General features: G+C 67.6%; 22 protein-coding genes, 1 other RNA gene and 1 pseudogene. 12 read left to right on the forward strand and 12 right to left on the reverse strand.

Features of this window, described 5'->3' with window-relative positions; translation table 11 throughout:
• The first annotated feature begins 100 nt into the window (after positions 1 to 100).
• Positions 101 to 784: a S1 family peptidase gene (locus ACFWU5_RS00540; protein ID WP_379246836.1), complete on the forward strand. Its 684-nt coding sequence runs from the start codon at positions 101 to 103 to the stop codon at positions 782 to 784.
• Positions 785 to 855: 71 nt separating this feature from the next.
• Here the strand turns inward: ACFWU5_RS00540 and ACFWU5_RS00545 are convergent, their stop codons facing one another.
• Complete coding sequence (locus ACFWU5_RS00545) at positions 856 to 1,743, reverse strand: alpha/beta hydrolase (RefSeq protein ID WP_379246838.1); 888 nt, start codon at positions 1,741 to 1,743, stop codon at positions 856 to 858.
• Between the two features lie 36 nt (positions 1,744 to 1,779).
• Here ACFWU5_RS00545 and rnpB point away from each other — a divergent pair.
• Positions 1,780 to 2,186: RNase P RNA component class A (gene rnpB, locus ACFWU5_RS00550), an RNA gene on the forward strand.
• A gap of 65 nt (positions 2,187 to 2,251) precedes the next feature.
• Here rnpB and ACFWU5_RS00555 read toward each other — a convergent pair.
• Positions 2,252 to 2,629 carry a hypothetical protein gene (locus tag ACFWU5_RS00555; RefSeq protein WP_379246840.1) on the reverse strand — a complete coding sequence of 126 codons (378 nt, stop codon included), beginning with the start codon at positions 2,627 to 2,629 and terminating at the stop codon, positions 2,252 to 2,254.
• A gap of 436 nt (positions 2,630 to 3,065) precedes the next feature.
• Here ACFWU5_RS00555 and ACFWU5_RS00560 point away from each other — a divergent pair, with 436 nt between their 5' ends.
• On the forward strand, positions 3,066 to 3,398 hold the full coding sequence (locus ACFWU5_RS00560) for a hypothetical protein (RefSeq protein WP_379246842.1): 333 nt from the start codon (positions 3,066 to 3,068) through the stop codon (positions 3,396 to 3,398).
• 20 nt (positions 3,399 to 3,418) lie between these two features.
• Positions 3,419 to 4,847 (forward strand): annotated as a pseudogene (locus ACFWU5_RS00565) (RNB domain-containing ribonuclease).
• An 8-nt stretch (positions 4,848 to 4,855) separates the two neighbouring features.
• Here the strand turns inward: ACFWU5_RS00565 and ACFWU5_RS00570 are convergent.
• The 4 genes from ACFWU5_RS00570 to panB all read right to left on the reverse strand — a co-directional run bounded on the left by ACFWU5_RS00570 (position 4,856) and on the right by panB (position 8,050).
• Positions 4,856 to 5,707, reverse strand: a complete 852-nt coding sequence (locus tag ACFWU5_RS00570) for a CHAD domain-containing protein (RefSeq protein WP_379265651.1) — start codon at positions 5,705 to 5,707, stop codon at positions 4,856 to 4,858.
• Between the two features lie 4 nt (positions 5,708 to 5,711).
• On the reverse strand, positions 5,712 to 6,674 hold the full coding sequence (gene pip, locus ACFWU5_RS00575; RefSeq protein ID WP_379265652.1) for a prolyl aminopeptidase: 963 nt from the start codon (positions 6,672 to 6,674) through the stop codon (positions 5,712 to 5,714).
• Complete coding sequence (locus tag ACFWU5_RS00580) at positions 6,674 to 7,054, reverse strand: hypothetical protein (protein WP_379265653.1); 381 nt, start codon at positions 7,052 to 7,054, stop codon at positions 6,674 to 6,676. The genes pip and ACFWU5_RS00580 overlap by 1 nt, the downstream gene beginning before the upstream one ends.
• Positions 7,055 to 7,195: 141 nt before the next feature.
• Positions 7,196 to 8,050, reverse strand: coding sequence for a 3-methyl-2-oxobutanoate hydroxymethyltransferase (gene panB, locus ACFWU5_RS00585; RefSeq protein WP_379265654.1), 855 nt, complete (start codon positions 8,048 to 8,050; stop codon positions 7,196 to 7,198).
• Between the two features lie 202 nt (positions 8,051 to 8,252).
• Between panB and ACFWU5_RS00590 the strand changes: the two genes are divergently transcribed.
• From ACFWU5_RS00590 to ACFWU5_RS00600, 3 genes are all read left to right on the forward strand, one after another.
• Entirely contained in the window at positions 8,253 to 9,785 is a 1,533-nt protein-coding gene (locus ACFWU5_RS00590; RefSeq protein ID WP_379265655.1) for an alpha/beta hydrolase, read from the forward strand.
• Positions 9,786 to 9,906: 121 nt separating this feature from the next.
• Entirely contained in the window at positions 9,907 to 11,247 is a 1,341-nt protein-coding gene (gene glnA / locus ACFWU5_RS00595; RefSeq protein WP_379246856.1) for a type I glutamate--ammonia ligase, read from the forward strand.
• Between the two features lie 35 nt (positions 11,248 to 11,282).
• Positions 11,283 to 14,294, forward strand: coding sequence for a bifunctional [glutamine synthetase] adenylyltransferase/[glutamine synthetase]-adenylyl-L-tyrosine phosphorylase (locus ACFWU5_RS00600; protein WP_379246858.1), 3,012 nt, complete (start codon positions 11,283 to 11,285; stop codon positions 14,292 to 14,294).
• A gap of 59 nt (positions 14,295 to 14,353) precedes the next feature.
• Here ACFWU5_RS00600 and ACFWU5_RS00605 read toward each other — a convergent pair whose 3' ends face one another.
• On the reverse strand, positions 14,354 to 14,557 hold the full coding sequence (locus tag ACFWU5_RS00605) for a cold-shock protein (protein ID WP_056821080.1): 204 nt from the start codon (positions 14,555 to 14,557) through the stop codon (positions 14,354 to 14,356).
• 220 nt (positions 14,558 to 14,777) lie between these two features.
• On the opposite strand from ACFWU5_RS00605, the gene ACFWU5_RS00610 reads away from it, so the two are divergent.
• Both ACFWU5_RS00610 and ACFWU5_RS00615 read left to right on the forward strand, forming a co-directional pair.
• Positions 14,778 to 15,794 (forward strand): hypothetical protein, encoded by a 1,017-nt coding sequence (locus ACFWU5_RS00610; protein WP_379265656.1) that lies wholly within the window; start codon positions 14,778 to 14,780, stop codon positions 15,792 to 15,794.
• Between the two features lie 100 nt (positions 15,795 to 15,894).
• The gene (locus tag ACFWU5_RS00615; RefSeq protein ID WP_379265657.1) at positions 15,895 to 18,408 is read left to right on the forward strand and encodes a DUF262 domain-containing protein; all 2,514 of its coding nucleotides are present in this window, start codon (positions 15,895 to 15,897) and stop codon (positions 18,406 to 18,408) included.
• Here the strand turns inward: ACFWU5_RS00615 and ACFWU5_RS00620 are convergent.
• Positions 18,405 to 18,686, reverse strand: coding sequence for a hypothetical protein (locus ACFWU5_RS00620; protein ID WP_379246863.1), 282 nt, complete (start codon positions 18,684 to 18,686; stop codon positions 18,405 to 18,407). The two genes, ACFWU5_RS00615 and ACFWU5_RS00620, sit on opposite strands and share 4 nt — an antisense overlap.
• Positions 18,687 to 18,779: 93 nt before the next feature.
• On the opposite strand from ACFWU5_RS00620, the gene ACFWU5_RS00625 reads away from it, so the two are divergent.
• Positions 18,780 to 19,730: an endonuclease/exonuclease/phosphatase family protein gene (locus ACFWU5_RS00625; RefSeq protein ID WP_379265658.1), complete on the forward strand. Its 951-nt coding sequence runs from the start codon at positions 18,780 to 18,782 to the stop codon at positions 19,728 to 19,730.
• A gap of 70 nt (positions 19,731 to 19,800) precedes the next feature.
• Positions 19,801 to 21,243 carry a metallopeptidase gene (locus tag ACFWU5_RS00630; RefSeq protein ID WP_379265659.1) on the forward strand — a complete coding sequence of 481 codons (1,443 nt, stop codon included), beginning with the start codon at positions 19,801 to 19,803 and terminating at the stop codon, positions 21,241 to 21,243.
• On the opposite strand, the gene ACFWU5_RS00635 is transcribed toward ACFWU5_RS00630, so the two are convergent.
• The 3 genes from ACFWU5_RS00635 to ACFWU5_RS00645 are packed head-to-tail and all read right to left on the reverse strand — an operon-like array spanning position 21,236 to position 23,979.
• A complete protein-coding gene (locus ACFWU5_RS00635; RefSeq protein ID WP_379246869.1) occupies positions 21,236 to 21,694 on the reverse strand; it encodes a 6,7-dimethyl-8-ribityllumazine synthase in 459 nt (152 codons plus the stop codon). The two genes, ACFWU5_RS00630 and ACFWU5_RS00635, sit on opposite strands and share 8 nt — an antisense overlap.
• Positions 21,695 to 21,727: 33 nt before the next feature.
• On the reverse strand, positions 21,728 to 22,564 hold the full coding sequence (locus ACFWU5_RS00640) for an alpha/beta hydrolase (protein WP_379265660.1): 837 nt from the start codon (positions 22,562 to 22,564) through the stop codon (positions 21,728 to 21,730).
• On the reverse strand, positions 22,561 to 23,979 hold the full coding sequence (locus ACFWU5_RS00645; RefSeq protein ID WP_379265661.1) for a M20/M25/M40 family metallo-hydrolase: 1,419 nt from the start codon (positions 23,977 to 23,979) through the stop codon (positions 22,561 to 22,563). The genes ACFWU5_RS00640 and ACFWU5_RS00645 overlap by 4 nt, the downstream gene beginning before the upstream one ends.
• Positions 23,980 to 24,099: 120 nt before the next feature.
• On the opposite strand from ACFWU5_RS00645, the gene ACFWU5_RS00650 reads away from it, so the two are divergent.
• A complete protein-coding gene (locus tag ACFWU5_RS00650; protein WP_379246875.1) occupies positions 24,100 to 24,843 on the forward strand; it encodes a DUF4191 domain-containing protein in 744 nt (247 codons plus the stop codon).
• Positions 24,844 to 24,899: 56 nt separating this feature from the next.
• On the opposite strand, the gene ACFWU5_RS00655 is transcribed toward ACFWU5_RS00650, so the two are convergent.
• Entirely contained in the window at positions 24,900 to 25,355 is a 456-nt protein-coding gene (locus tag ACFWU5_RS00655; protein ID WP_379265662.1) for an RDD family protein, read from the reverse strand.
• Positions 25,356 to 25,457 lie beyond the last annotated feature (102 nt).

The following is a 25,457-nucleotide window of genomic DNA, read 5'->3' on the forward strand; positions in this document are numbered from 1 at the left end:
TGACGGTCGACGTAACGACGACGCCGCATCGCCCGAAAGATCATCGGGCACGCGGAATGCCGCGGCCACACTGGAAAGGTACTTGATGAGGTTTCTACGGATGGCGGCGTTTGCGGCGGCCATCGCGGGGGTGCTCACCGCGTCCGCGGGCAGCGTGACGGCCGACCCGAGCGTGGTGCTGGGCGCCGCCTCGGGCATCGTGTTCGACAACGACTCCGGTTGTTCGCTCACCGCCATCGGCCACGACAACGCGGGCCGCCTCGTCGGCCTCACCGCGGGTCACTGCGCACCCACCGGTTCGCGGGTCGGTGCCGAGCAGGCGCTGCACGCCGGCGTGATCGGCACCGTCGCGTTCTCCGACGACGGCGACTACCTGGATTTCGCTGTGCTGCAACTGGATGCGTCCAAGGTGATCCCGGTCCGCACCATCGGCGCGACCACCGTCGCCGGCATCGGCGCCGCACCCGGCCCCGGCGCCACCGTGTGCTCGGACGGGCGCACCACCGGCCGCAGCTGCGGCGTGGTGTGGGGTGAGCTCGAGGGCACCTCGATCAACCAATACTGCTCGCAGCCAGGCGATTCCGGCGGCCCCGTCGTCGTCGGCGACCGCCTGATCGGCATGAACCAGGGCCGCCTCACGGGCCTGGGCCCCGTCGACTTCGACGTCCCCTGCACCGGCGGCGTCAACCCCGTCCACTCGCCCGCCTACTTCCAGCCCATTCAGGTGATCCTGGACGTGCTCAACCGCGCAGGCGGGGTAGGCGCGGGCTTCCAGCCCATCTGATCTCACCCGAAACAACAAGGGGCGCACCGTCTATCAGGCGGTGCGCCCCTTGTCGTAGCAACTCGACAGTCTCAGGGGCGCAGGACCGAGACCAGGAATTCGGTTTCGTCTTTGACCACCTGTTCGAAGACATCGTCGAAGTAGACGTCGAAGTGGCCGACCGGGTATTGCTTGATCACGGCGTGTTTGGTGCGTTCGGCGGCTTTGCGGGTGGGGCCCGCGGGGGCGACGGTGTCATTTTCGGCGATGGCGTAGAAGACCGGGACCTTCAGGGCTTTGGCGCGGCGGCCGGGGGCGTCGAACAGGGTCGAGAAACCGATGCGCGCACCGACTTTGGGGTCGTAGGTGTCGCTTTCCTCGGCGAGGCGGCCGTAGCCCTCCGGGACGTCGGTCGCGCTCATCAGGGCCGCGGAACGCTTGCGGCCCGCCAGGCGGATGCGTACGGGTTTGCGGCGGATCGTGCCGAAGATCAGGTCCGTAGCCGCCAACGTGGCGACCTTGGTCAGGCTGATCGGACCCTTCGCCATCGACGACGCCCACCCGCTGGTGAACGGCACCTGCGCCACCACCGCGGCGATGTAATCGTCGTCGGGTGCCACCGCCAGCACGTGCCCACCACCGAACGAGGTGCCCCACAACGCGATCCGGGTGGCGTCGAAGCCGCGGATGCTGCGCGCGTAGGCGATTGCGGCCTTCCAGTCCTGCCGCTGACGGGCGATGCTCAGTACCTGGCGGGGCGTACCCTCACTGGCGCCGAAACCCCGGTAGTCGAAGGCCAGCACCCCCATCCCCGCCGCGACGAACCGCCGCGCATACCGATCCAACCCCATCTCGCGGTTCGCCCCCAGCCCGTGTCCCATGATCACCAACGGGCGCGGCCGAGGCGCGCCGTCGGGCAGGTAGAGCCACGCGGCGCACTGCTGGTCACCCGAGGGGAAACTGACGTCGACACGTTCCATGAGTCAATACCGTAGCGAGTAGTCTGTACCGGCGGGCGAGTCGGCCGGGCGACCGCGGTGACGGGAACGGGCACAGCAGTGCCGCAGCCCGGCGCCGAGGAAAGTCCGGACTCCACAGAGCAGGGCGGTTGTTAACGGCAACCCGGGGTGACCCGCGGGACAGTGCCACAGAGAACAGACCGCCGCACGCGAGTGCGGTAAGGGTGAAACGGTGCGGTAAGAGCGCACCAGCGCCCCGGGTGACCGGGGCGGCTAGGTAAACCCCGCCCGGAGCAAGGTCAAAGGTCGCATCGGCAACGGTGCGGCTGCGCAGGTGTTCGAGGGCTGCTCGCCCGAGCCTGCGGGTGGACTGCTCGAGGCACCCGGCGACGGTGTGTCCAGATGGATGGTCGCCCCCCGGTGCGAATCGGGGACAGGATCCGGCTTACAGGCCGGCTCGCCCGCCCAACGCGAAAGGCGGCGGTTCCCACCCGGGGACCGCCGCCTTCGCGTTATGCCGATGATCGGCTCAGCACATCATGGTGGACATCTGGTAGACGGCGGTCGCTTCTTCCTTGGTAGCGGCGACATCGCCGTTCTTGGCGGCCTTCTGGATCGTGGCCACGGCCTCGTCCTGGGACTTGCCGGCCTTGATGTCGGAGCAGGAGTGGTTCAGCACCGCGGCCACGGTGGCGTCGTCACGTCCCTGCGCCAGCTTCGGGAAGGCATTGCGGTAGCTGACCACGAACGTGCCCGCCTTGGTGGCGTCGACCTGGGTCGCGGGCGCGGCGGTCGTGGTGGCGGCGGCGGGGGCGCCGGCGGAGGAGGAAGAGTCGTCGCTGCAGCCGGCCAGAAGCAGGGCGAAGACGGTGGCGCTGGCCGCGATGGCGGCGGTAGTTCTACTCACGGAGCGCGATCGTAGCGGCCCAGGAAACATGTCGCCTCCCGTCGGGTTAACGGGAGGCGACATGTTCGATATCGGTGCGGTGAGCTAGAGCGGGTTGATCGCGAGCACGGTGGCCCAATAGGTGGCCGCGTCCGGTCCGATGATCGGTAACAGGTAATCGAAAACAATCCACGACATACGTTCGAAAACTCCCCTTTGTCGACGTCGGTGCCACACACCCGCACAGTGCACGGGCCTGCCGCCGCCACAGTAACCGCGTCCCCGCCACGGAAACAATGCCCGCGTTCTCGCGCCGCGCGTGTGTGTCGGCTCGATGAATTTGCGCCCGAACTGTCCGCGAACGTGAGTGAGGTCATAGAGTGTGCGCGTCGGCCGGGTTCGCTATCACATCTTCGGGCCCAACAACATTCGATCGCGGAAGCAGGTCACATTTAACATGCGGGTAGTTCGTTCCATTGTCGCCGGTGCACTCATCGCCGGAGCCGCTGCTGTCGCGGCCACCCTCGGCGCAGGCTCGGCGAGTGCTGTCGCGGTGACGCCGCTGTCGGGTGGGGTCCAGGTCGACCTGAGCCCCGCCGATACCGCCTGGGTGCACCAGTCCCGATTCGGTCTCACCCTCGCGGGTCTGCCGCACCCGTCGGCGGCCTCGTTCGGCCAGGCGCTGCAGGCGGCCGCGTCGGTGTCGTCCACGGTGCCCAACGGCCGCGTCACCTTCACCGTCTACGGCCCGTTCGATCAGCTCAACGGCACCATGCTCGCCCTGCAGTAAGTCCCGCTACTCTGCGAGTTATGCAACTGCATCAGCGGATCGTCTCGGCGCCGGTCGACTTCGGCGCCATCCGTTCCGAATTCGGACTTGCCTCGGAATATCCGGCCGAGGCGGTCGCCGATGCCCGCGACGCGGTGGACGCGTTCGCGGGCACGCGGATCGATCGGACCGATATCGAGTTCGTGACCATCGATCCCCCCGGCGCCATGGATCTGGACCAGGCGCTGCATATCGAACGCACCCCCACCGGCTTCACGCTGCACTACGCGATCGCGGATCTGGGTGCGGTGATCGTGCCCGGCAGTGCCCTTGCCGCCGAATCCGAATTGCGCGGGCAGACTTTCTATTTGCCCGACGGCACTGTGCCGCTGCATCCACCGGTGCTGTCGGAAGGGACCGCCAGTCTGCTGCCCGGCGTCGACCGGCCGGTGGCTTTGTGGACTATCGAACTGTCCGATGATGCTGTGCCGCTGAGTTTTTCGGTGACAAGGGCTTTGGTGCGCTCGCGTGAACGGTTCGATTACGCGCAAGTGCAGGCTGCCGCTGACGCGGGGACTTTGCATCCTTCCCTGGTCGCGTTGCCCGAATTCGGCCGGCTGCGGATCGAGGCGGGGCTGGCGCAAGGCGCTATCTCGTTGCGATTGCCCGCGCAGGAGGTGGTCGCCGACGGTGACAGTTGGCGGTTGCGGCTCGAGCCGCGTACCGCCGCCGACGATTGGAACGAACAGGTTTCGCTGCTGACCGGAATGTGCGCGGCGCGAATCATGGTGGAGCACAAGGGTGCCGGACTGCTGCGGACGATGCCACCACCGCCTGCCAGCGCGATCGAATCGATGCGGCGCACAGCCGCGGCTATGGGCGTCGAGTGGCCCGATGACATGCCGGTCGGGCGGATGCTGGCCGGGCTCGACGCGAATACGCCCGTGGCGCTGGTGCTGATGTCCGAAGCCACCGGGTTGCTGCGCGGCGCGAGCTACACACTGCTCGCCGACCTCGACGACCCGTCCCCGGACAAGCTGACGCACAGTGCGATCGGTGCGCCCTATGCCCACGTCACGGCACCACTGCGACGACTGGCAGACCGCTTCACCACCGAAATCTGCCTGGCACACTGCGCGGGCGTGGAGGTCCCGCAGTGGGCAGCCGACGGTGCGAAGGCGGCCGCCGACGATGCGGCGCACCGACGCGGTGGCCAACAAAGTCGACCGTGCCTGCGTCGACCTGACGGAGGCGACCCTGCTGGAGCCACGCGTGGGCGCCACGTTCTCCGCGGTTGTCCTGCGTGATGCCACCGATTCTCGCCCCGCGGAGATCTTCGTCAGCGAACCGCCGATCCTGGCGCGATGCGAGGGGAAGCCGCCCGAAGGCCAGACGGTTGACGTGCGATTGACCGTCGCCGACCCGGCAACTCGCACAATCGTTTTCGAATACGAACGGCCGCAAACGTGACCAGCTGATCAGGCAGAGATGAAGGCGGCGGCTGCGGGGTAGTGGGCTATTGCTGCGCCCGCGGCGGCTTCTTCGGTGTCGGCCAGGAGTTCGTAGAGGGTGGCCGCGGGGCCGTGCGCGGTGGTGGCCACGGCCAGGATCGCTTCGCGGGATTCGACGGCGTCGCGGTGGTCGCCCAGCACCGATTGCAGGCGTTTGGCTCTCGCTCCCAGGTCGCTGGCATCGGGGCCCAGCACCGTGCTCGCGGCTTCGCAGGAATACCGTAAACGCTTGGCGCCCTTGCGAATATCGTGCAGCAGTTCTACGCGATCGGCGGGGGTGGCGGTGGGTTCGGCGAACACGAGTTTGCGTAGGCGTTTGCGGTCGCGACGCAGGACGTCGTCGAAGACTTCGGTGGCGTCGTCACGGGACAGCTCGGGCGACAGTGGGGGATCGGTGCGCCAGGCGTCGAGGACTTTCTTCAAGCGGCGGTACCGCTTGCCGTCCAGCGCGGTCAGGACTTCCGCGTGGGCGTCGGTGTAAGCCTGGCGGGACGCGCCGACCAACGCCTCGGTGACCTCGGCGGGGACGTCGTCGTAACTGGCGAGCAGGTCGGTGAAGCGTTCGGCGCGCACCTCGGCGTCGCGGGCCACGCCGAGCAGGTCGGCCAACCATTTCAGTTCCGCCTCGGTGCCCGCGGCCTGCTCGGCGTCGAACAGTCGGCGATACGAGCGCAGCACGCTGCGCAGTCGGCGCGTGGCTACCCGCATCTGGTGCACCGAGTCGTAGGCGTCGGCGCGCACGTCGGGTTCGGCGGCGGTGAGCCGGTCGATGTCCTCGCGCAGTGCCGCGACGACGGCTTTTCCGGCCCTTGGCGCCATGGTGTCAGCCTCGCTTTCCGAACGTGTCGGTCGCCTCCACCAGGTGTGCGGTGATGCCGGGCTCGTGCGCGGTGTGTCCGGCGTCCTCGACGATGTGCAGGGTCGAGGACGGCCACGCGTTGTGCAGGTCCCAAGCACTCACCGCCGGGCACACGATGTCGTGGCGGCCCTGCACGATCACACCGGGGATGTCGGCGATCCGATCTATGTCTGTGAGCAACTGTGCCTCGTCGAGGAATCCGCCGTGACGAAAATAGTGGTTTTCGATCCGGGCGAAGGCGAGAGCGAAGCGGGCTTCACCGGTTTCGGCGACCCGATCCGGTTGTGGCAGAAGCGAACTCGTCGCACCCTCCCACGTCGACCAGGCGACCGCTGCCTCGAGGGCGACCTGGGGGTCGGGGGAGTGCAGCAGCCGGTGGTAGACCTCGACGAGGTCGTCCCCGCGTTCGGCAACCGGAACCGGCGCAAGGAATTTCGCCCATTCGGCGGGGTAGACGTTGCCCGCCGCGCCATTGTAGTACCAGTCGATCTCTTTGCGCCGCAACAGGAAAATGCCACGCAACACCAGTTCGGTCACCCGTTCCGGATGAGCTTCGGCGTAGGCGAGCCCGAGCGTGGAACCCCAGGAACCGCCGAACACCTGCCAGCGGTCGACACCGAGTCGCTCACGCAGCAGCTCCATGTCGGCGATCAGGTTCTGGGTGGTGTTGGTCTCCAGCGAAGCCCCATCGGCGATGTGCGGCATGGACTTTCCGCAGCCACGCTGATCGAACAGCACGATCTTGTACACCGCCGGATCGAAGAAGCGCCGTTGCATCGGACCGGTGCCGCCGCCGGGCCCACCGTGCACGAACACCACCGGTTTCCCGTCGGGATTGCCGCTGACCTCCCAGTACACCGACTGGCCGTCGCCGACGTCGAGGAGTCCCTGTTCGAAGGGTTCGATCTCGGGGTACAAGGTGCGCATCAGAAGGCCAATCCGGCAGCGAGGGTGGGCAATTCGAGGGCGGTCAGCGTTTCGGTGCGCACGTCCGGGCACGCCTCGGTGGTCACCCGGTCGATCATCGCCTTGTCGGCGAGCACGTGCCCGTTGATCCCGCCCTGGCGCAGGCCCCAGTCGTGGACCATGGCGTTGAGCGAAAGTCGACCCAGCGTCGGGCCTTGCACGCGGAAGTTCGACAGCTCGGGTCGGATCATGTCGCACAGTTGGGTGGCCGACGAGGGGCTGATCGTCAGCGTCCCCGCCGGAGTTGGCGCCGCCGAGGTGGTCGTCTCCGCGCTACCGGTCGGCGCCGGTTGCACCCCACCACACGCGGTCAGCCCCACGGCGACCACACCCAACAGCACAGAACGAGTAATCCAACAGCGTCGCGGCATCGGTACCTCTGGTAGTCGAACAGTGTCGCTATCGAGTCTGCCATCAGCCGCCGACAAGTTCCCGCACGAGAACGGCCGCCCCGTGATGGGAGCGGCCGCTCGGAGGGAAACTCAGAAGCTGTGTTCGGGACCGGGGAAAGTGCCCTGGCGAACTTCGGCCGCGTAAGTGGCTGCGGCGGTGCGCAGTTCGTCGCCGACATTGCCGAAACGCTTGACGAACTTGGCGGTCTTGCCGCTGGTGTAACCGGCCATGTCCTGCCAGACCAACACCTGGGCATCACATTCGACTCCGGCGCCGATGCCGACGGTGGGGATGGTGAGCTTGCGGGTGACCTGGCCCGCGATCTCGGCGGGCACCATTTCCATGACCACCGAGAACGCACCGGCTTCCTGCACCGCGATCGCGTCGGCGACCAGCTGCTCGGCGCCGTCGCCGCGACCCTGCACGCGGAAACCGCCCAGCGTGTTCACGCTTTGCGGGGTGAAGCCGATGTGGGCCATCACGGGGATGCCCGCGGAGGTGATCAGCGCGATCTGCTCGGCGACCCGTTCGCCACCTTCGAGCTTGACCGCGTGCGCGCCACCTTCCTTCATGAAGCGGATGGCGGTGGCAAGAGCCTGCTGCGGCGAGGACTCATAGGTGCCGAACGGCAGGTCGGCCACGACCAGTGCGTGCGGTGCGCCGCGCACGACGCCGCGCACCAGCGGGATGAGTTCGTCGATGGTGATCGGCACGGTGGTGTCGTAGCCGTAGACGACATTGGCGGCGGAATCGCCGACCAGCAGCACGGGGATGCCGGCCTCTTCGAACAGCCGGGCGGACGAGTAGTCGTAGGCCGTCAGCATCGACCAGCGTTCCCCGTCGACCTTCATCTGCTGTAGATGTTGGACGCGGGTCTTGCGGCGGGGCTTGTTCTCGACGGGAGTGGCACCGTAGGCAGGACTCTGCTCATCGGATACGGACATCATCGTCCCTTTCGTCTGGTTCCTCGAGGCCCATACCGGGTCCCCGGGCATTTCTGACCTGTCCAGTGTGGCACCAGCGCGCGACCGTTTTAAGTGCGGGAGCCGGTGTGATCGGTCACATCCACGATTCGGCTACCGTGATCGCGAGCCCGTCCGGGCGCGTTTTGTGCGGCGCCGCAGGGCGCGGAAAGGTGGGCCCACTGTGCAGCGAGGCCGGCTGTTCGTCCTTCTCGGCGCGACCTGCGCGTTGATCGCCACCGGTTGTAGTACGGGCGAGGACACCGCGTCGAACACGCCCTTGCCGCCCTCGCCCGCGGGCCTGAACAGCTTCTACGAGCAGCGCGTCGACTGGGGCTCCTGCACGGACTTCGGCAGCCCCGAGGACCGGCTGCCGCCGAAAACCGAGTGCGCGCGCATCACCGTCCCGATCGACTACGCGCAGCCGGACGGCCCGACCGCCCAGATCGCGCTGTCGCGGATCCCGGCCACCGGCAAGAAGGTCGGCTCGCTGCTGATGAATCCGGGCGGTCCCGGCGTTTCCGGCCTGTCGATGGTGGGCGTGGGCAACCGCACCGAGTTGGCCGAGAGGTTCGACCGGGTGGGGTTCGATCCGCGCGGTGTCGGCTCGTCGCTGCCCGCGATCGTGTGCCTGACCCCGCAGCAGGCCGACGCCGAACGCGCCGAGGTGCCCGTCGACAACACCCCCGCCGGCATCGCCGCGGCCGAGGCCGACAACCGTGAGTACGCCGACCGTTGCGCCCAGCGCACGGGCGTGGAGCTGCTCGAACACGTCGGCACCCGCGAGGTCGTCCAGGACATGGATGTCATGCGGGCGGTGCTCGGTGACGCGAAATTGAGCTATCTGGGCTATTCCTACGGCACTCGCTTGGGCTCGGCCTATGCCGAGAAATTCCCGCAGAACGTGCGCGCGATGGTGCTCGACGGTGCCGTGGACTCCTCGCAGGATCCGGTCCAGGAATCGCTGCGCCAAGCGGCGGGCTTCCAGGGCGTGTTCACCGCGTACGCCACCGACTGCGCGACCAAATCCGACTGCCCGCTCGGCACCGACCCCTCCCGGTCCGTCGCCCGTTTCCGCGAGCTGGTCGCCCCCCTCGAAAAGACCCCGGCCCGCACCGCCGACCCGCGCGGCCTCAGCTACAACGACGCGATCACCGGCGTCCAACAGGCCCTCTACAGCGACGACATGTGGCAGATCCTCACCCAGGGCCTGACCGAACTGCGCGCGGGCAACGGCGACACCCTGCTGCAACTGGCCGACATGTACGACGGCCGCCGCGCCGACGGCACCTACTCCAACACCCAGGACGCCTTCAACGCCATCCGCTGCATCGACGACCCGCGCATCACCGATCCCGCGGTGACCGGCCGTCAGGACACCGAATACCGCAAGGCCGCCCCGTTCCTCGACGACGGCAAGGGCACCGGCGCCGCGCCGCTGGAACTGTGTGCGGCCTGGCCGGTGCCCAACACCAGCGAACCGCACCGCATCTCCGCGCCCGGCCTGCCCACGATCGTGGTGGTTTCCACCACCGAGGACCCGGCCACGCCCTATCAGGCCGGTGTCGACCTGGCCGCCCAATTGGGTGCCGAACTGATCACTTTCCGCGGAAACCGGCACACCGCCGCGCTGGTGGCAGGCGATCAATGCCTGGATAAAGCCGTGATCAATTACCTCGTCGATCTCGCCACGCCCGCTGCCGGTCTCACATGCTGAGAGTCGATTGTGCTCACCACGCCCTGTCATGCCCGGTGAGATGTGCGAATGATGTGACGAGATCGAAAACCCATCCGTGTACGTAATACAGATTTAACACGGGGTGCTTACGCTCGCCGATATGGATCGCCAGAAGGAATTCGTGCTGCGGACGCTCGAAGAGCGGGATATCCGCTTCGTCCGTCTCTGGTTCACCGATGTGCTGGGCTACCTCAAGTCCGTGGCCATCGCCCCCGCCGAGCTCGAAGGCGCCTTCGAGGAGGGCATCGGTTTCGATGGCTCCGCGATCGAAGGCTTCGCCCGCGTGTCCGAGGCCGACATGGTCGCGCGGCCCGATCCGTCGACCTTCCAGGTGCTGCCGTGGGCCAGTTCCAAGGGTCACCAGCATTCGGCGCGGATGTTCTGCGACATCACCATGCCCGACGGTTCGCCGTCGTGGGCCGACCCGCGCCACGTGCTGCGCCGTCAGCTCAACAAGGCCGCCGACGCGGGCTTCAGCTGCTACGTGCACCCCGAGATCGAGTTCTTCCTGCTGAAGAACGAGCTCAAGGACGGCTACGAGCCCACCCCGGCCGACAACGGCGGCTTCTTCGACCAGGCCGTGCACGATGCCGCGCCGAACTTCCGCCGCCACGCCATCGACTCGCTCGAGTCCATGGGCATCTCGGTGGAGTTCAGCCACCACGAGGGCGCCCCCGGCCAGCAGGAGATCGACCTGCGCTACGCCGACGCGCTGTCGATGGCCGACAACGTGATGACCTTCCGCTACCTGATCAAAGAGGTCGCGATCGACGAGGGCGTGCGCGCCACGTTCATGCCCAAGCCGTTCTCGCAGTACCCCGGCTCGGCCATGCACACCCACATGAGCCTGTTCGAAGGCGAGAACAACGCGTTCGCCGACCCGGACGACCCGAACAACCTGTCCGACACCGCGCGCTCGTTCATCGCGGGCATCCTCGAGCACGCCCCCGAGATCAGCGCGATCACCAACCAGTGGGTCAACTCCTACAAGCGCCTGATCCACGGCGGCGAAGCCCCGACCGCGGCGTCGTGGGGCCGGTCCAACCGGTCCGCGCTGGTCCGCGTGCCGATGTACACCCCGAACAAGTCGTCCTCGCGCCGCGTCGAGATCCGCAGCCCAGACTCGGCCTGCAACCCGTACCTGACCTTCGCGGTGCTGTTGGCCGCCGGTCTGCGCGGCATCGAAAAGGGCTACACCCTGCCCCCCGAGGCCGAAGACGACGTGTGGTCGCTGACCGACGCGGAACGTCGCGCCATGGGCTTCCGCACCCTGCCCGGCACCCTCGACGAGGCCCTGCAGGCCATGGAGCGTTCGGAGCTGGTCGCGGAAACCCTCGGCGAGCACGTGTTCGACTTCTTCCTGCGCAACAAGCGCCGCGAATGGGCCGACTACCGCTCGCAGGTCACCCCGTGGGAGCTCAAGGAGTACCTGAGCTTGTGAGGTGATGCAGTCGGTGGCGTAGTAGTTTTAACCTCATGGTCCGGCCACCGACTGCCCGCTCCGCTGTTCCCGGCGTCGGCCGGCTCGGGTTACTCGAACCGACAGCGGCAGCTTCACTGAACCAGCTCGGCTGGGACAACGTCGACAGCGTGCCCGTGCTCTGGGCACTGTCGCGTTCGCCCGATGCCGATCTCGCGCTGTCCACGCTGGTGCGGTTGCGCGAATCGCTGGAAAACCAATGGCCCGAACTGGATTCGGCGATCCGTTCGGATACGACGTTGCGCGGCAGGCTGTTCGGTCTGGTCGGGTCGTCGACCGCCTTCGGTGATCACCTGGTCGCCGCCCCCGCCGCGTGGAAAATTCTACGTACGGAACAACTTCCGACCCGCGCGGCACTGATCGCCGATCTGCTCGACGCTGTCGACGCCACCCCGGAAACCGGACCTAATGCGGGCCCGATGCTGTTCCGTGCGGGAATCGCAGGCCCCGAGGCAGTGGCGTTGTTGCGCAGCAGGTATCGCGATCAGCTGATGCTGCTGGCCGCGGTCGACCTCGCCTCCACAGTCGAGAACGAGCCGGTCCCGCCGTACCTGCTGGTCGGCAAACACCTGTCCGATCTGGCCGACGCCGCACTCACCGCCGCCCTCTCCGTCGCGATCGCACGGGTGTGCAAGAACGGCGAACTGCCGGTGCGCCTGGCGGTGATCGCGATGGGCAAATGCGGTGCGCGAGAACTGAATTACGTCAGCGATGTCGACGTGGTGTTCGTCGCCGAACCGGCCGACGCCACCGCCACCCGCCTGGCCGCGGAGATGATGAGCGTGGCCAGCTCCGCCTTCTTCGAAGTCGACGCCGCCCTGCGCCCCGAGGGCAAAGCCGGTGCCCTGGTGCGCACCCTGGACTCCCACCTCGCCTACTACAAGCGATGGGCGCGCACCTGGGAGTTCCAGGCACTGTTGAAGAACCGGCCGATGACCGGCGACCTGGAACTGGGCCAGCAATACCGCGACGCGCTGATGCCGATGGTGTGGACCGCGTCCGAACGCCCCGACTTCGTCGCCGACGTGCAAGCCATGCGCCGCCGAGTCGAGGACCTGGTCCCCGCCGACATGCGCGAGCGCGAACTCAAACTCGGCGCGGGCAGCCTGCGCGATGTCGAATTCGCTGTCCAGCTCCTGCAATTGGTGCACGGCCGGGTCGACGAATCCCTGCACGTGACCAACACCGTCGAGGCACTGACCGCACTGGCCACGGGCGGCTACGTCGGCCGCGACGACGCCGCCAACCTCACCGCCTCCTACGAATTCCTGCGCCTGCTCGAACACCGCCTGCAACTGCAGCGCCTCAAGCGCACCCACACCCTGCCCGCCGCCGACGACGCCGACGGCATGCGCTGGCTCGCGCGCGCCGCCCACATCCGCCCCGACGGCCGCCAGGACGCGGTCGGCGTGCTCGACACCGACATCCGCCGCAACGCCGTGCGGGTGCGTCGCCTGCACGCGAAACTGTTCTACCGTCCGCTGCTGGACGCGGTCGCCCGGATGGACTCCGACGCCCTGCGTCTCAGCCCCGATGCCGCCGTCCGTCAGCTCGCCGCGCTCGGTTACGCCGCCCCCGCCAACGCGCTGGCCCACCTCAAAGCCCTCACCGGCGGCGTGTCCCGCAAGGGCCGCATCCAGGCCCTGCTGCTGCCGACCCTGCTCGAATGGCTCGGTGACACACCGAATCCCGACGCGGGCCTGCTCGCGTACCGCCGGGTGTCGGAGGGGCTGGACGACCAGATCTGGTTCCTGCGCGAACTACGCGACGAGGGCGCGGTCGCGCAACGGCTGATGATCGTGCTCGGCTCCTCGGAATACCTGCCCGACCTGCTGATCAACGCTCCCGACACCATCCGCATGTACGCCGACGGCCCCGGCGGCCCGCAACTGCTGAGCACCAAACCCGAAGACGTGGCCCGCGGCATGCAGACCGCTGCCGCCCGCTACGACGACCCCAAACGCGCTGTGGCAGCGGCACGTTCGCTGCGCCGCCACGAACTGGCCCGGGTCGCCTCGGCCGACGTGCTCGGGATGCTGGACGTCCCGCAGGTGTGCGCGGCACTGTCCTCGGTCTGGGTCGCGGTGCTCGAAGCGGCACTGAGCGCGGTCATCCGGGCGTCGGAAGCCGAACGCGGGGCCCCCGCACCCGCGGACTTCGCGGTGATCGGCATGGGCAGGCTCGGCGGCATGGAACTGGGCTACGGCTCCGACGCCGACGTGCTGTTCGTGTGTGACCCGCGCCCCGGCGAGGACGAGGCCGCCGCGGTGAAATGGGCCAACGGCATCGCCGAACAGGTCCAGCGACTGCTCGGCGCGCCCAGCGTCGACCCGCCGCTGCAGGTGGACGCGGGCCTGCGCCCGGAGGGCCGCAACGGGGCCCTGGTTCGCACGCTGGCGGCCTATCAGGCCTACTACACGCAATGGGCCCAGCCGTGGGAGGTGCAGGCGCTGCTGCGCGCACACCAGGTGGCAGGCGATCAGGACCTGGGCGTGCGTTTCCTGCACGTGATCGACCCGATCCGCTACCCGACCGGCGGGGTGTCGGAGGAATCGGTGCGCGAGATCCGGCGCATCAAGGCCCGCGTGGACGCCGAACGCCTCCCACGCGGCGCCAACCCGTCCACCCACACCAAACTGGGTCGCGGGGGACTGGCCGACATCGAATGGACGGTCCAGCTGCTGCAGCTGCGCCACGCCCACGAGGTGCCCGCCCTGCACAACACCTCGACCCTGCAATCCCTCGACGTGATCGAGGAAGAAGGCATTCTCGACTCCGAAGATGTTGCGCTGCTGCGTGAATCGTGGATCACCGCCACCGCGGCCCGCAATGCGCTGGTCCTGGTCAAGGGCAAACCGTCGGACCAACTCCCCGGTCCGGGCAAGCTGCTCACGGCGGTCGCCCGCGTGGCGGGCTGGCCCACCGACGACGGCAGCGAATTCCTCGACACCTACATGCGCATCACCCGTCGCGCGAAAGCAGTCGTCGAGCGCGTGTTCGGCGGGTAACTCGGGCACGAAAAAGCCCCGCACCAGAGGTGCGGGGCTTTTCCAAGTTCACGCCGAAATCAGATGGCGCGGACGTCCTGAGCCTGGGGGCCCTTCTGGCCCTGGCCGACCTCGAACTCCACCCGCTGTCCCTCTTCGAGGGACTTGAAGCCCGAGCCGCCGATAGCCGAGTAGTGAACGAAGACGTCGGGGCCGCCTCCGTCTTGGGCGATGAAGCCGAAGCCCTTTTCGCCGTTGAACCACTTGACGGTGCCTTGAGTCATGTTTTAAAAGTCTTTTCCGTAGGTGAGCCATGGCGATCACTTGCGATCAGCCCAGTCTCAGCAACCCAGTATGCCATACTCGCCAGCAAACCGCGCTAGGAGATTTTCGCACCGCGATCTGGGCGGAGTTTGGCGTGGTGGACCGGCGTGTCGCGGCGGCAGGCAACCAATGTGTGCGCCCCTTTCGCATCCCATCACCGACTGTGCCAATCTGGGCATTATGGGTGAAACGAACGGTGGTCACGTCGACCTGGCGATGCGAGTGCTCGACGCGCATGTGGCGTTCACCAAACAGCAGTTGCGCGACCCCGCCGGGTTCCTCGAGTTCGTCACCGAGGAGATCGACGGGATGCTCGACGAGGCCGCGGTGCTCACGCTGGCGCAGGCGGTGACCCGCGAGCAGATCAAGGCGGTCGCGCACAAGTTCGCCGTGCAGGTTCCGGTGGAGGGCGCGATTCCCGAACTCGTCGGCGAGATCGTGACCCGGTTGTACAACCATCGCGCCAACGACGAGATCGAGGTCGGCGAGCTGGTCGACCCCCGCCGGTTCGACGAGCTGATCGACGCCGTGGCCGATCTGGACGTCACCCACCGGCTGGTTCGCTTGATCCTCAACAGTCCCGTCACCGTCGACGCGTGCGTGGAGGCGGTGCAGCGCGCGGTGGTCACCGCGGTCGACGACGGCAAGCACGCCGAAGGCAGCAGCCTGACCCGATCGTTGCGCGGCGCGCTGTCGCGGCTGGCCGAACCGGCGATGCCCGCGATCGAGAACGGGGTGGGCATGATCACCCGCACCGGCGCGCGATTCGTGTTGCGCGGCAACAGCGGTGACGCCGACGAGGTGCTCATCGACAGCGCCCGCGAAACCTGGCGCAAGCACACCGGCGACGCGGTCGGCTCGTTCCGCGAGGTGGTCTCGGCCGACGACGTCGAGGACATCGTGGTGCTGGTGTTCGAATTCTGGCGCACCTTCCGCGACACCGAATACTTCCGGGCGCTGCTGGACGAGGGCATCGACGGGGTGTTCGACAAGTACGGCGACACCCCCCTTGCCGAACTGCTCGGCGAGCTGGGTGTGGGGCGTGCGGAGATGATCGAGGAGGCGCTGCGGTTCGGTCCGCCCGCGCTGGAAACACTGGACGAGCGTGGCTATCTCGACGCGATGCTGCGCCGCAGGTTGGCACCGTTCTATGCCTCCGATGCCTTCCGTGCGGCGGTCGCCGACGCGGGTCGGTAGCGCCAGTTCCGTTCGGCCGCTGGCATGTCGGAGTGTGTCGGTACGATCCGTGCAACGATGGGGCGCTTGTCCGCCACCGGATCTCGATCGAAAGGCTGCCGTGACACGTCTGTCCACCCTGCTCGACCAGATCGACTCCGGTGCTGTGCTGCTGCCCGAATTCCAGCGTGGGTATGTGTGGAACCGCGACCAGGTGCGCGGCCTCATGCGCTCGCTGTACCTGGGTTACCCGGTCGGCGGGTTGTTGGTGTGGGAGACCGGGTCCGAGGAGATCGCGGTGCGCGGGGCGACGAACGGGTCGGGGCTGCGGCAGTTGCTGCTGGACGGTCAGCAGCGGATCACCACCCTCTACGGGATCGTGCGCGGGTCGGCGCCGTCGTTCTTCGAAGGTGACGAGATCGCGTTCACCGGCCTGCATTTCGATGTCGACCGCGAGGTCTTCGAATTCCAGGTGCCCGGCCGCGACACCGCGCCGACATGGATCGACATCACCGAACTGTTCGCCCGTGGGCCCATGCACTACCTGGCCCGGTTCCCCGATGAAGCGCCGGAAACCCTTGCGGTGTACCTGAATCGGTTGAACAAGGTGCGCGAGGTGGTCAACCGCGAGTTCAATGTCGAGACCATCACCGGTTCGGACCGCACGGTCGACGAGGTGGTCGACATCTTCAACCGGGTCAACTCCGGTGGCACCAAACTGTCCAAGGGTGATCTGGCGCTGGCCACGCTGTGCGCGCAGTGGCCGCAGGCGCGCGGCAACCTGCGCGATCACCTGATCCGCTGGGACAAGGACGGTTACACCTTCACCCTGGATTGGTTGCTGCGCAACGTCATCGCCGTCGGCAACGGGCGCGCGCATTTCGACGCACTCGGTGATCTCGAACCGGCGGAATTCGAACAGGCCCTGCTGGCCACCGCGAAGCAGGTCGACACCTTCCTCGATACCGTGGCAGGCCGACTGGGTCTGGATCACGACCGAGTCCTGATGGGCCGCTACGCGATTCCGGTGATCACCCGGCTGCTGTTCCTCAACGGCGGCCGTTTCGACGACGACCTGCACCGCGACCGCGTCCTGTACTGGTACGTGCATTCGGCGCTGTGGGGACGGTTCAGCGGGTCCACCGAAACCTTCCTGCAGCAGGACTACGACACCCTCGAACGCGGCGGTATCAACGCGCTGATCGGTTCGCTGGAACGGTTGCGCGGCGGTTCACTGGACCTGTGCGCCGACGATTTCGCCGGCGCCACTCGAGGCTCGCGGTTCTACCCGCTGCTGTATCTGCTGACCCGCGTGGACGGTTCGCGCGATCTGGGCACCGGTTCGGAGTTGGGGATCGAGCAGTTCGGTGAGCGCACACCGGTGCAGGTGCACTACCTGTTCCCGAAAACCGTGCTGCGCGATGCCGGTTACGAGCGCAACGAGATCAACGCGATCGCCAACTTCTGCTTCCTCAGTTCCGGCTCCGAGACCGCCATCGGTGAGCGCGAACCCGCCGACTACTTCGCCGAAGTGGAGAGCCGGAATCCGGGAGTTCTTGCCTCCCAGTGGATTCCGACCGATCCGGCGCTGTGGCGGGTGGAGAACTACCGCGAGTTCCTGCGCGCGCGCCGCAAACTGCTGTCCGCGTCGGCGGATGCCTTCCTCGAGAAACTGCGCACGGGCAAACTGCACCGCCCGACCCTGCTGACCGTGGGGGTGGCCGGGGTGACCATCGGCGATCCGGCGGTGGACCAGATCAACGCCCTGGTCGAGGACCTGGTCGCCGACGGCTTCGGCTTCCCGCTGCTGGACAGCGAGGTCTCCGACCCGATCACCGGCCGCGAACTCGCTGTCGCGGAAGCATTTTGGCCCGACGGCCTGCAGCCCGGCGTCGGCATGCCGGTGGTGCTGGTGCTCGAACCCGCCAACGCCGACCTGACCCGTTTCGCCCAACTGGGCTACGCGGTGTTCACCTCCGTGGACGCCCTGCGCGGCTACGTCGACAACCTGCGCGTGGAAGCCTCCGGCGACACCGGCGTCGAGGGCCCCGCCGCCGACGTGGCCGCGCTGGCCGACCGCCTGCCCGCCACCTGGGTCGGCAACTCCGAACAGGTCTGGTTCCGCTTCGCGTGGAACCTGCTCGAACACGACCGCGCCGACGGCCCCGAATCCCACCTGGGCCCCGAACACCTGGCCCTGCGCTACATCGCCCTGTGGGCGCTGACCCGCACCTTCTACATCCACGCCTTCGACCAGGGCAATCCCGGCGAATGGCGCTACTACCTCGGCGACGCCATCGGCCCCGTCCCCCTGGTCCCGCACACCTGGCTGGCCCAACGCGCCGTCGAATCCGGCGCCCTTGCCCCCGGCGCCACCCCCGGCGACGAAGACATCGCCATCGCCCTGGTCCACGGCGTCCTGGAAACAGTCGACGAAGTAGCCACCGCCCTATCCCACCTCCTGGGCGGCCCCGGCCTGTTCGCCTCCCTGTGGGCCTCCGCAGGCGCCGCAGAACACTACGGCTACCCCCTGTCCACCGACCAGATCAACGACCTCATCAACCAGGTCGTCAACGACCCGGCGTCCCGAAAGATCCAGGCGTACAACTGGATCGAAGCGGGTCTGCCCCTCTAAGCCTTGCCGGTCGCGCGCTGGAAGGTTCGCACGAAGTCGGCCAGCGCGGTGCGGTCCTCGACGTCGACCGGCCGGTAGCCGCGGTCGGCTTCGACGGTGATGGAGGTGCCCGCGCGCACCGGCAGTTCGTCCCAGCAGACCGGGAGCACCGGCAGTTGCACGGTGCGCTCGCCGACGGTCAGGGTGATCGCCGAGGTGTATCTGGTCGCGACGGTCATCAGCTCGTCGACGGCCTGCTCGGTGAGTGGGCCCGCGGCGGTGAATTCTTCGATGTACACGGTCACCTCCTTCTCGGCGGCCAGTGTAGGCCTCAGTAAACCTTCAAGGCAGTCACAAGGGAGTCGAAAGTGGGCGCGCTTAGGCTCGCTCGCATGATGCGTAAATGGGTGGAGCGGGCGTTGCTCGTGCTGGGGTGGGGCGCGGTGGTCGCGGCGGTGGTCGGGATCGTGTTGCATGTTGTGGACTGGCAGCAGAAGTGGATGGTGTTGCTGGCTTCGGGGGCGATGTGGTTGATGTTGGCGGGTGTTGTCGGGTTGGTGTTGATGCTGGTCGCGCGCGGGTGGCGGAGTTCGGGGGCGGCGGCGTTGGTGTTGGCGGGGGCCGCGTGGTTGGTGGTGCCGTCCTACATTCCGGAAGCAGAAGCTGCCGATGGGCCGGAACTGGTGGTGCTGCAGTCCAACATCCTGTTCGGACTGGCCGATCCAGCCTTCCTGACCGCCACCGTGCGCGACAACAACGTCGACGTGCTCACCGTCGAGGAACTGACCATCGACTCGATCGCGGGCCTGCGTAAAGCCGGTCTGGAAGAGCAGCTGCCCTACTTCTACGTGGAGCCCACCCAGTCGGGCGGTGGCGGTACCGGCATCTACAGCCGATACCCGTTGCGCGACACCAAGAAATACGACGGCTTCATCATGAGCAATATCTCCGCGACGATGGAACATCCCCAGCGGGGCCCGATGTCGGTGTTCGCCTTCCATCCGATCCCGCCGAATCTCGACTTCGCCGCGTGGTCGGCCGAGATGCGCCGTGTCGACGAAATCCTCGCCGCCACAAGCGCACCCGCGATCGTCGGCGCGGATTTCAATGCCACCCACGACCATTCGGAGTACCGAGCCCTGCTCGACGGCGCGTTCGCTTCCGCCGCAGACCAAACCGGCGACGGTGTCCTGCTCACCTTCCCCGCGGACCGCCGCTGGGGCCCCGTGATCGGCATCGACCACATCCTCGTCGCCGGCGGGGTGGCCGAACAGATCCGCACCCTCACCGTTCCCGGCTCCGATCATCGCGCGGTGCTGGCCACGATCCGAATGAACCGTTGACACAGTGGATTACCATGTGATCGCCGCGGACCATCAGGTGTCCGCGTCATTCCCCGGGGAGGACAAACGTATGAGAAGACATCGGTTCGCCGTGGCCGCGGCACTGATCAGTGTCGGTGTGCTGGTCGCCGGCTGTTCGTCGACCAACGCCGCCAGCGACAAAGCCGTTGCCACACAGGACAACCCGTGGGAGGTGGCAGGCGCCACGACCGCCACCGGTCCCAGCGGCCAACGCCCCGGTGTGCCGCCCACCGACAAGAAGGCCGACAACACCGACAACGGTGCGGTCGACACCCTGGCGATGAACGCGGTCGCCGATATCGAAGAATATTGGAAGACCGAGTACCCCAAGACTTTCCGCGGCGACTTCAAGCCCGCGTCGAAGTACATCTCGTGGTCGGCGAAGGCGCCCGAAGCCGAGGCGGCCAGCTTCTGCTTCAGCAGCACCTACAAGCTGGTCAACGCCGCGTACTGCCCGCTCAACCACACCATCGGCTGGGACCGCAGCGTGCTGCTGCCGCTGCTGATCGACAAGTACAAGGAAATGTCGGTGGTGATGGTGTTGGCCCACGAGTACGGGCACGCCATCCAAGCCCAAGCCGACCTGCTGCGCGGGTTCACCATGGACGGCCTGGTGAAGGAACAGCAGGCCGACTGCCTGGCCGGGGTGTTCCTTCGCCATGTGGCAGAAGGCAATTCGAAACACTTCACCCTCAACACCACCGACGGACTCAACGGTGTGCTCGCGGCGTCGGTCGCCGTGCGTGACCGCGACCCCAACGACCCCAACGCGATCCACGGTTCGGCGTTCGAACGCGTCTCGGCAGTGCAGATGGGGTACACCGAGGGCGCCAAGACCTGCAAGGGCATCGACAAGGCGGAGATCGAGAAGCGCCGCGAGGGCTTGCCGGTCACCTTCGAAGAGGGCGAGCGCGACGAGCAGCTGCCGGTCGACAAGGAAACCCTGACCGCTCTGGCCGCCCAGCTGGGCAAGTCGATGCCGGTGAAGAACGCCCCGAAGTTCGACTACACGGGCGTGACCCGCAACTGCGCGTCGACCACCACCACCGAGCCCGCGTCCTACTGCCCGGCCTCGAACACGATCGGCACCGACATTCCCGCGATGGCCAAGCGCGCGGGTGCGGGTGCCAGCACCAAGCAGGAGCCGCTGTCGGCGGTGGTCACCGGCGACTACAACGCCGCGGCGGTGTTCGTGTCCCGCTACGCGCTGGCGGTGCAGCAGGATCGCAAGCTGTCACTGACCGGCGCCGACACCGCGGGCCTGCGCACCGCCTGCCTGACCGGGGTGCTCACCACCAAACTCAGTGAGCCCAACAGTGATCCGCGCCTGTCGGCCGGTGACCTCGACGAGGCGGTCTCGGGGCTGCTCATCGACGGGCTGGCCGCTTCTGACGTCAACGGCAAGGTGGTGCCCAGCGGGCATCAGCGTCTGGAGGCATTCCGTATCGGCGTCCTCCAAGACGAACAAGCCTGCCTGAATCAGTTCAAATAGCAGGCAGTGACCGCAGGGAGCTGAGGGTGTTCGCCACCGCGCGGGCAGCCTCGGCTCCCTTTGTCACGAAGTGGTTGGTGTAGTAGTCCACGTGCTCGCTGTGCTCGTGGAAGTGGTGCGGGGTGAGCACCACCGAGAACACCGGCACATCGGTGTCCAGCTGCACCCGCATCAGGCCGTCGATCACCGCGGAGGCGACGAAGTCGTGCCGGTAGATGCCGCCGTCGACCACCAGTGCCGCGGCCACGATCGCGTCGTAGCGGCCGGTGCGGGCCAGGCGTTGGGCGTGCAGCGGAATCTCGAAGGCACCGGGCACGTCGAATACCTCCACGACCTCGGGATCGAACCCGAAGCCGGTGTATTCGGCGAGGAACCCCTCGTGTGCCTTGGTGACGATGGAGCTGTGCCAGCTCGCCCGGATGAAGGCAACGGCGCCGGTAGACGTGGTCATGCGGGCAGTCTACTAGCTCACCGGGACAAAAAGCTACTGGTCGGTAACATGGGCGGCGAGCCAGTCGGTGACGTCGCCGAGCACCTTCGCGCGTTCGGGTTCGTTGAACACCTCGTGGTACAGCCCCGAATACCGCAGCACCGTCACATCCGAGGAGCCCGCGTCGCGTTCGAGCAGGTCCGCGCTCGACGGTGACGCGATCAGGTCCGCGGTGCCGTGCAGCACCAGCAGCGGTGCGGTGAGCGCGCCGAGCCGCTGCTTCACCAGCGCGGTGTGCTGCAGGATCTCCACCGCGGTGCGCGCGGGCAGCTTGCCGCGGAACACCAGCGGGTCGTCGTCGTAGGCGCGAACCACTTCGGGATCGCGGCTGATCGTGGACGAATCCAGGGTCAACACACCGAGATTCGGCGCGAACCGGGTGAGCAGCGGGGCGGCCAGGCGTTGGATCGGGTTGCCCAGTGGGATGTCCAGCGGCGGGGCGGAGATCACGATGCCCGCCACGTCGACCGGTCCGCGCGTGGCCAGATGCAGTACGGCCAGACTGCCCATCGAATGCCCGAGCAGGAACTTCGAAACCCCCGGATGGGCGGTGCCCGCGAGTTCGAGCAGGGTCGCGGCATTGTCGGCGGCGGCCTGCATCGAACCGATATTGGCCGCGGCGCCCTCGGACAGTCCGTGTCCGATGTGGTCGAACGAGTAGACTGCGAAACCTTCGTCGACCAGTGCCGTTCCGACGTGTTCGTAGCGCCCGGAATGTTCGGCGACGCCGTGCACCAGCACGACCACCCCGCGCGGCGTGGTGTCGGGTTGCCATGCGCGCCACGCGATCTTGCCGCCGTGGCCGGCGAATTCGCCCGTATCGGTGGTCATGGTCGCGCTCCTGTGGCTTCGGGCGTCGCGGCCAGCCGCTCGAGCAGACGCCGGTTGAACTCGATCAGTCGAGCGTAGTTCAGGCGCGAGATCCGCTCGTCGGTTCCATGGATCCGTTCCAGATCCGCCGCGGTCAGCACGATCGGCGCGAAGTTGCACCGGGTGGCGGCCAGGCCGTCGTAGTGGCGCGAATCGGTGGCGCCGGGCACGATCCCGGTGGTGGTCACGATCCCCGGCACCACGCTGCTGGCCAGTTCGGCGATCAGATCGAAGGTCGGGCCCGGTTCGCTGAACCGCGACGGCTCCGAAGTGGGGCCGACCAGCTCGATGGCCACGCCGATATCGCGGATCACCCGAGCGCAGTGCGCGAGCACCGCAGCCACCGAATCACCGGGCAGGATCCGGAAATTCACCAACGCCTCCGCGCTCTGAGGCAACACATTGGCTTTCACGCCGCCGCTGATCACCGTGGGCGCGGTGGTCGTGCGGACCAGCGCCTCGGTGGTCGGCCCCGCCGCCATGATCCGGGTGATCAGCGGCCGGGCCAGCGTGCTCAGCCCGCGCGCGTCGGTGAGCGCGAGCAGCTTGCGGCGCGGTTCGGGAAACGCCACCCGCATGCGGGCGAGCATGTCGCTGATCACCGGCGTCAACCGCAACGGCATCGGATGGTCCTGCACCCGCGCCACCGCGCGCGCCAACCGTCCCACCGCCGTCTGCTTGCCCGGCATCGAGGAGTGCCCGCCGGTCTCACTGACCGAAAGCCGCACCGTCGCATAGCCTTTCTCGCCGAGCATGATGCTGGCCACCGGCCGATCCGCTCCGTCGGCGACGCCGTCGGTGATCACGCCACCTTCGTCGAGCAGCAGGTCCGCGCGCACGTCCAGGTCGCGCAGATGCTGTGCCATCCGCACCGCGCCGCCGTCACCGAAGACCTCTTCGTCGTGACCGAAGGCCAGAAAGATGGTGTGCCGCGGGCGAATTCCGGCTTCTAGGGCCCACTCGACCGCTTCCAGCACGGCGAGCACGCGGCTCTTGTCGTCGATCGCCCCACGGCCCCAGATGAATTCGTCGTCCACGACACCGGCGAACGGGGGATGGGTCCACCGTTGCGCGTCGTCGACGGGCACCACGTCCTGGTGCGCCAGCAGGATCGCCGACACCGTGCCCGGCTCGACGCCGTCCCAGCGATACAGCCTGCTGTGCTCGAACATGGTCAAGCTCAGCTGCGCGTGCACGAGCGGGAACGACGACTCGAGGTGCGCGGCCAGTCGGACGAACTCCGCGTCGGCGGTGCGCGCGGGATCCTCGGTCGACACCGTGACGCACTGCAGCGCCACAGCCAGCCGCCGGGCGACCTCGTCGTCGACACCATCGGTCACGGGGGAGTGGGCGGGAATCTCGGTGATCGGGCGCATCGCCCCCATTGTGGTCCGCGGGGGCGCCGTCTGCGCGGGAACCGCGCCCGAAACGCCGGGATCCGCGCCCGGTGTGATGCGGTCAGACGCGTGCGCGACGCGCCATCTAAGCTGACACCCATGGCAGGAGGCAAGGGCGGCAAGCCGTCGAAGGAAGCCAGGGCCGCGGCTAAAGCGGCCCGTAAGCAGGCATCGCGCGAACGTCGTCAGCAGTTGTGGCAGGCGTTCAACATGCAGCGCAAGGAAGACAAGGCGCTGCTGCCGCTGATGATCGGCGCACTGGTCGGGACCACGGTCGTGTTCTTCGGAATCGGCCTGATCTTCGACATGCAGTGGTTCCTGCTGCCGCTGGGTCTGCTGCTGGGTGTGCTGCTGGCATTCATCCTGTTCGGGCGCCGCGTGCAGAAGAACGTGTACCGCAAGGCCGAAGGTCAGGCGGGCGCCGCGGCGTGGGTGTTGGAGAACCTGCAGGGCAAGTGGCGGGTCGCCAACGGCGTCGCCGCGACCACCCAGCTCGACGCCGTGCACCGCGTGATCGGTCTGCCCGGGGTGATCTTCGTCGCCGAAGGTTCCCCGCAGCGGGTCAAGTCGCTGATCGCACAGGAGAAGAAGCGCACCGCCCGGCTGGTCGGTGACACCCCCATCTACGAAGTGATCGTCGGCAACGAGGCAGGTCAGACGCCGCTCAAAGAGCTGCAGAAGACCCTGACCAAGCTGCCGCGCAACATCGACGTCAAGCGGATCGACCAGATCGAGGGCAGGCTCACCGCCTTGAGCTCGCGCAGTGGTCCCGCGATGCCGAAGGGTCCGATGCCCCCCGGCGCCAAGATGAAGGGTATGCAGCGCGCGATCCGTCGCCGCTGATCCCCGCCAGTTCTTCCCCGGCCCGTGTTCTGTCCAGAGCGCGGGCCGGACCTATGTCAGCGGGCGTTGACCAGCGCGGTGCCGGTGGCCTGGTCGTGCATGCCGCGGCCGTCGGCGTCGGTGAACAGCGCGGGCACCACGAACACCAGCAGCACCTGCCTGGCCAGCGCGCGCACGAACCCCACCGCCACGGCGGCGTCGACCCGCACCACGCGCAGCTTCATGAAGTACTGGCCCGGAGTGAACCCGAACAACGTCACCGCGCCCACCCCGATCGTGAACCACACCAGCAGCTGCACCGAAGGCTTCACCGTGCCGCCCATGACCACCGCCGCGATCCCGACCGCGATGAACCAGTCCAGAAACATCGCGACCACTCGGCGCCAGGTCGGCGCCAGCGAGCCCGCACCCTCGCGCGGCAGCCCGTACAGCTCGCCTGGGTAGCCGGGGGTGTCGCCCTGCCCGGGTTCGGCCGGGGAGCCGGAGAGCCATGTGCCGGTAATACGCGCCATGAGCCCAGGATAGTGGCGCGCGATCGGCCGCCCACGCGCGCATTCGTGGAGGTCACGTCAGCGCGTGATCGCGCGGATGGCAGGATTAGCCTGAAGGACGCA

Source organism: Nocardia sp. NPDC058640, from assembly GCF_042716995.1.
GTDB lineage: Bacteria > Actinomycetota > Actinomycetes > Mycobacteriales > Mycobacteriaceae > Nocardia.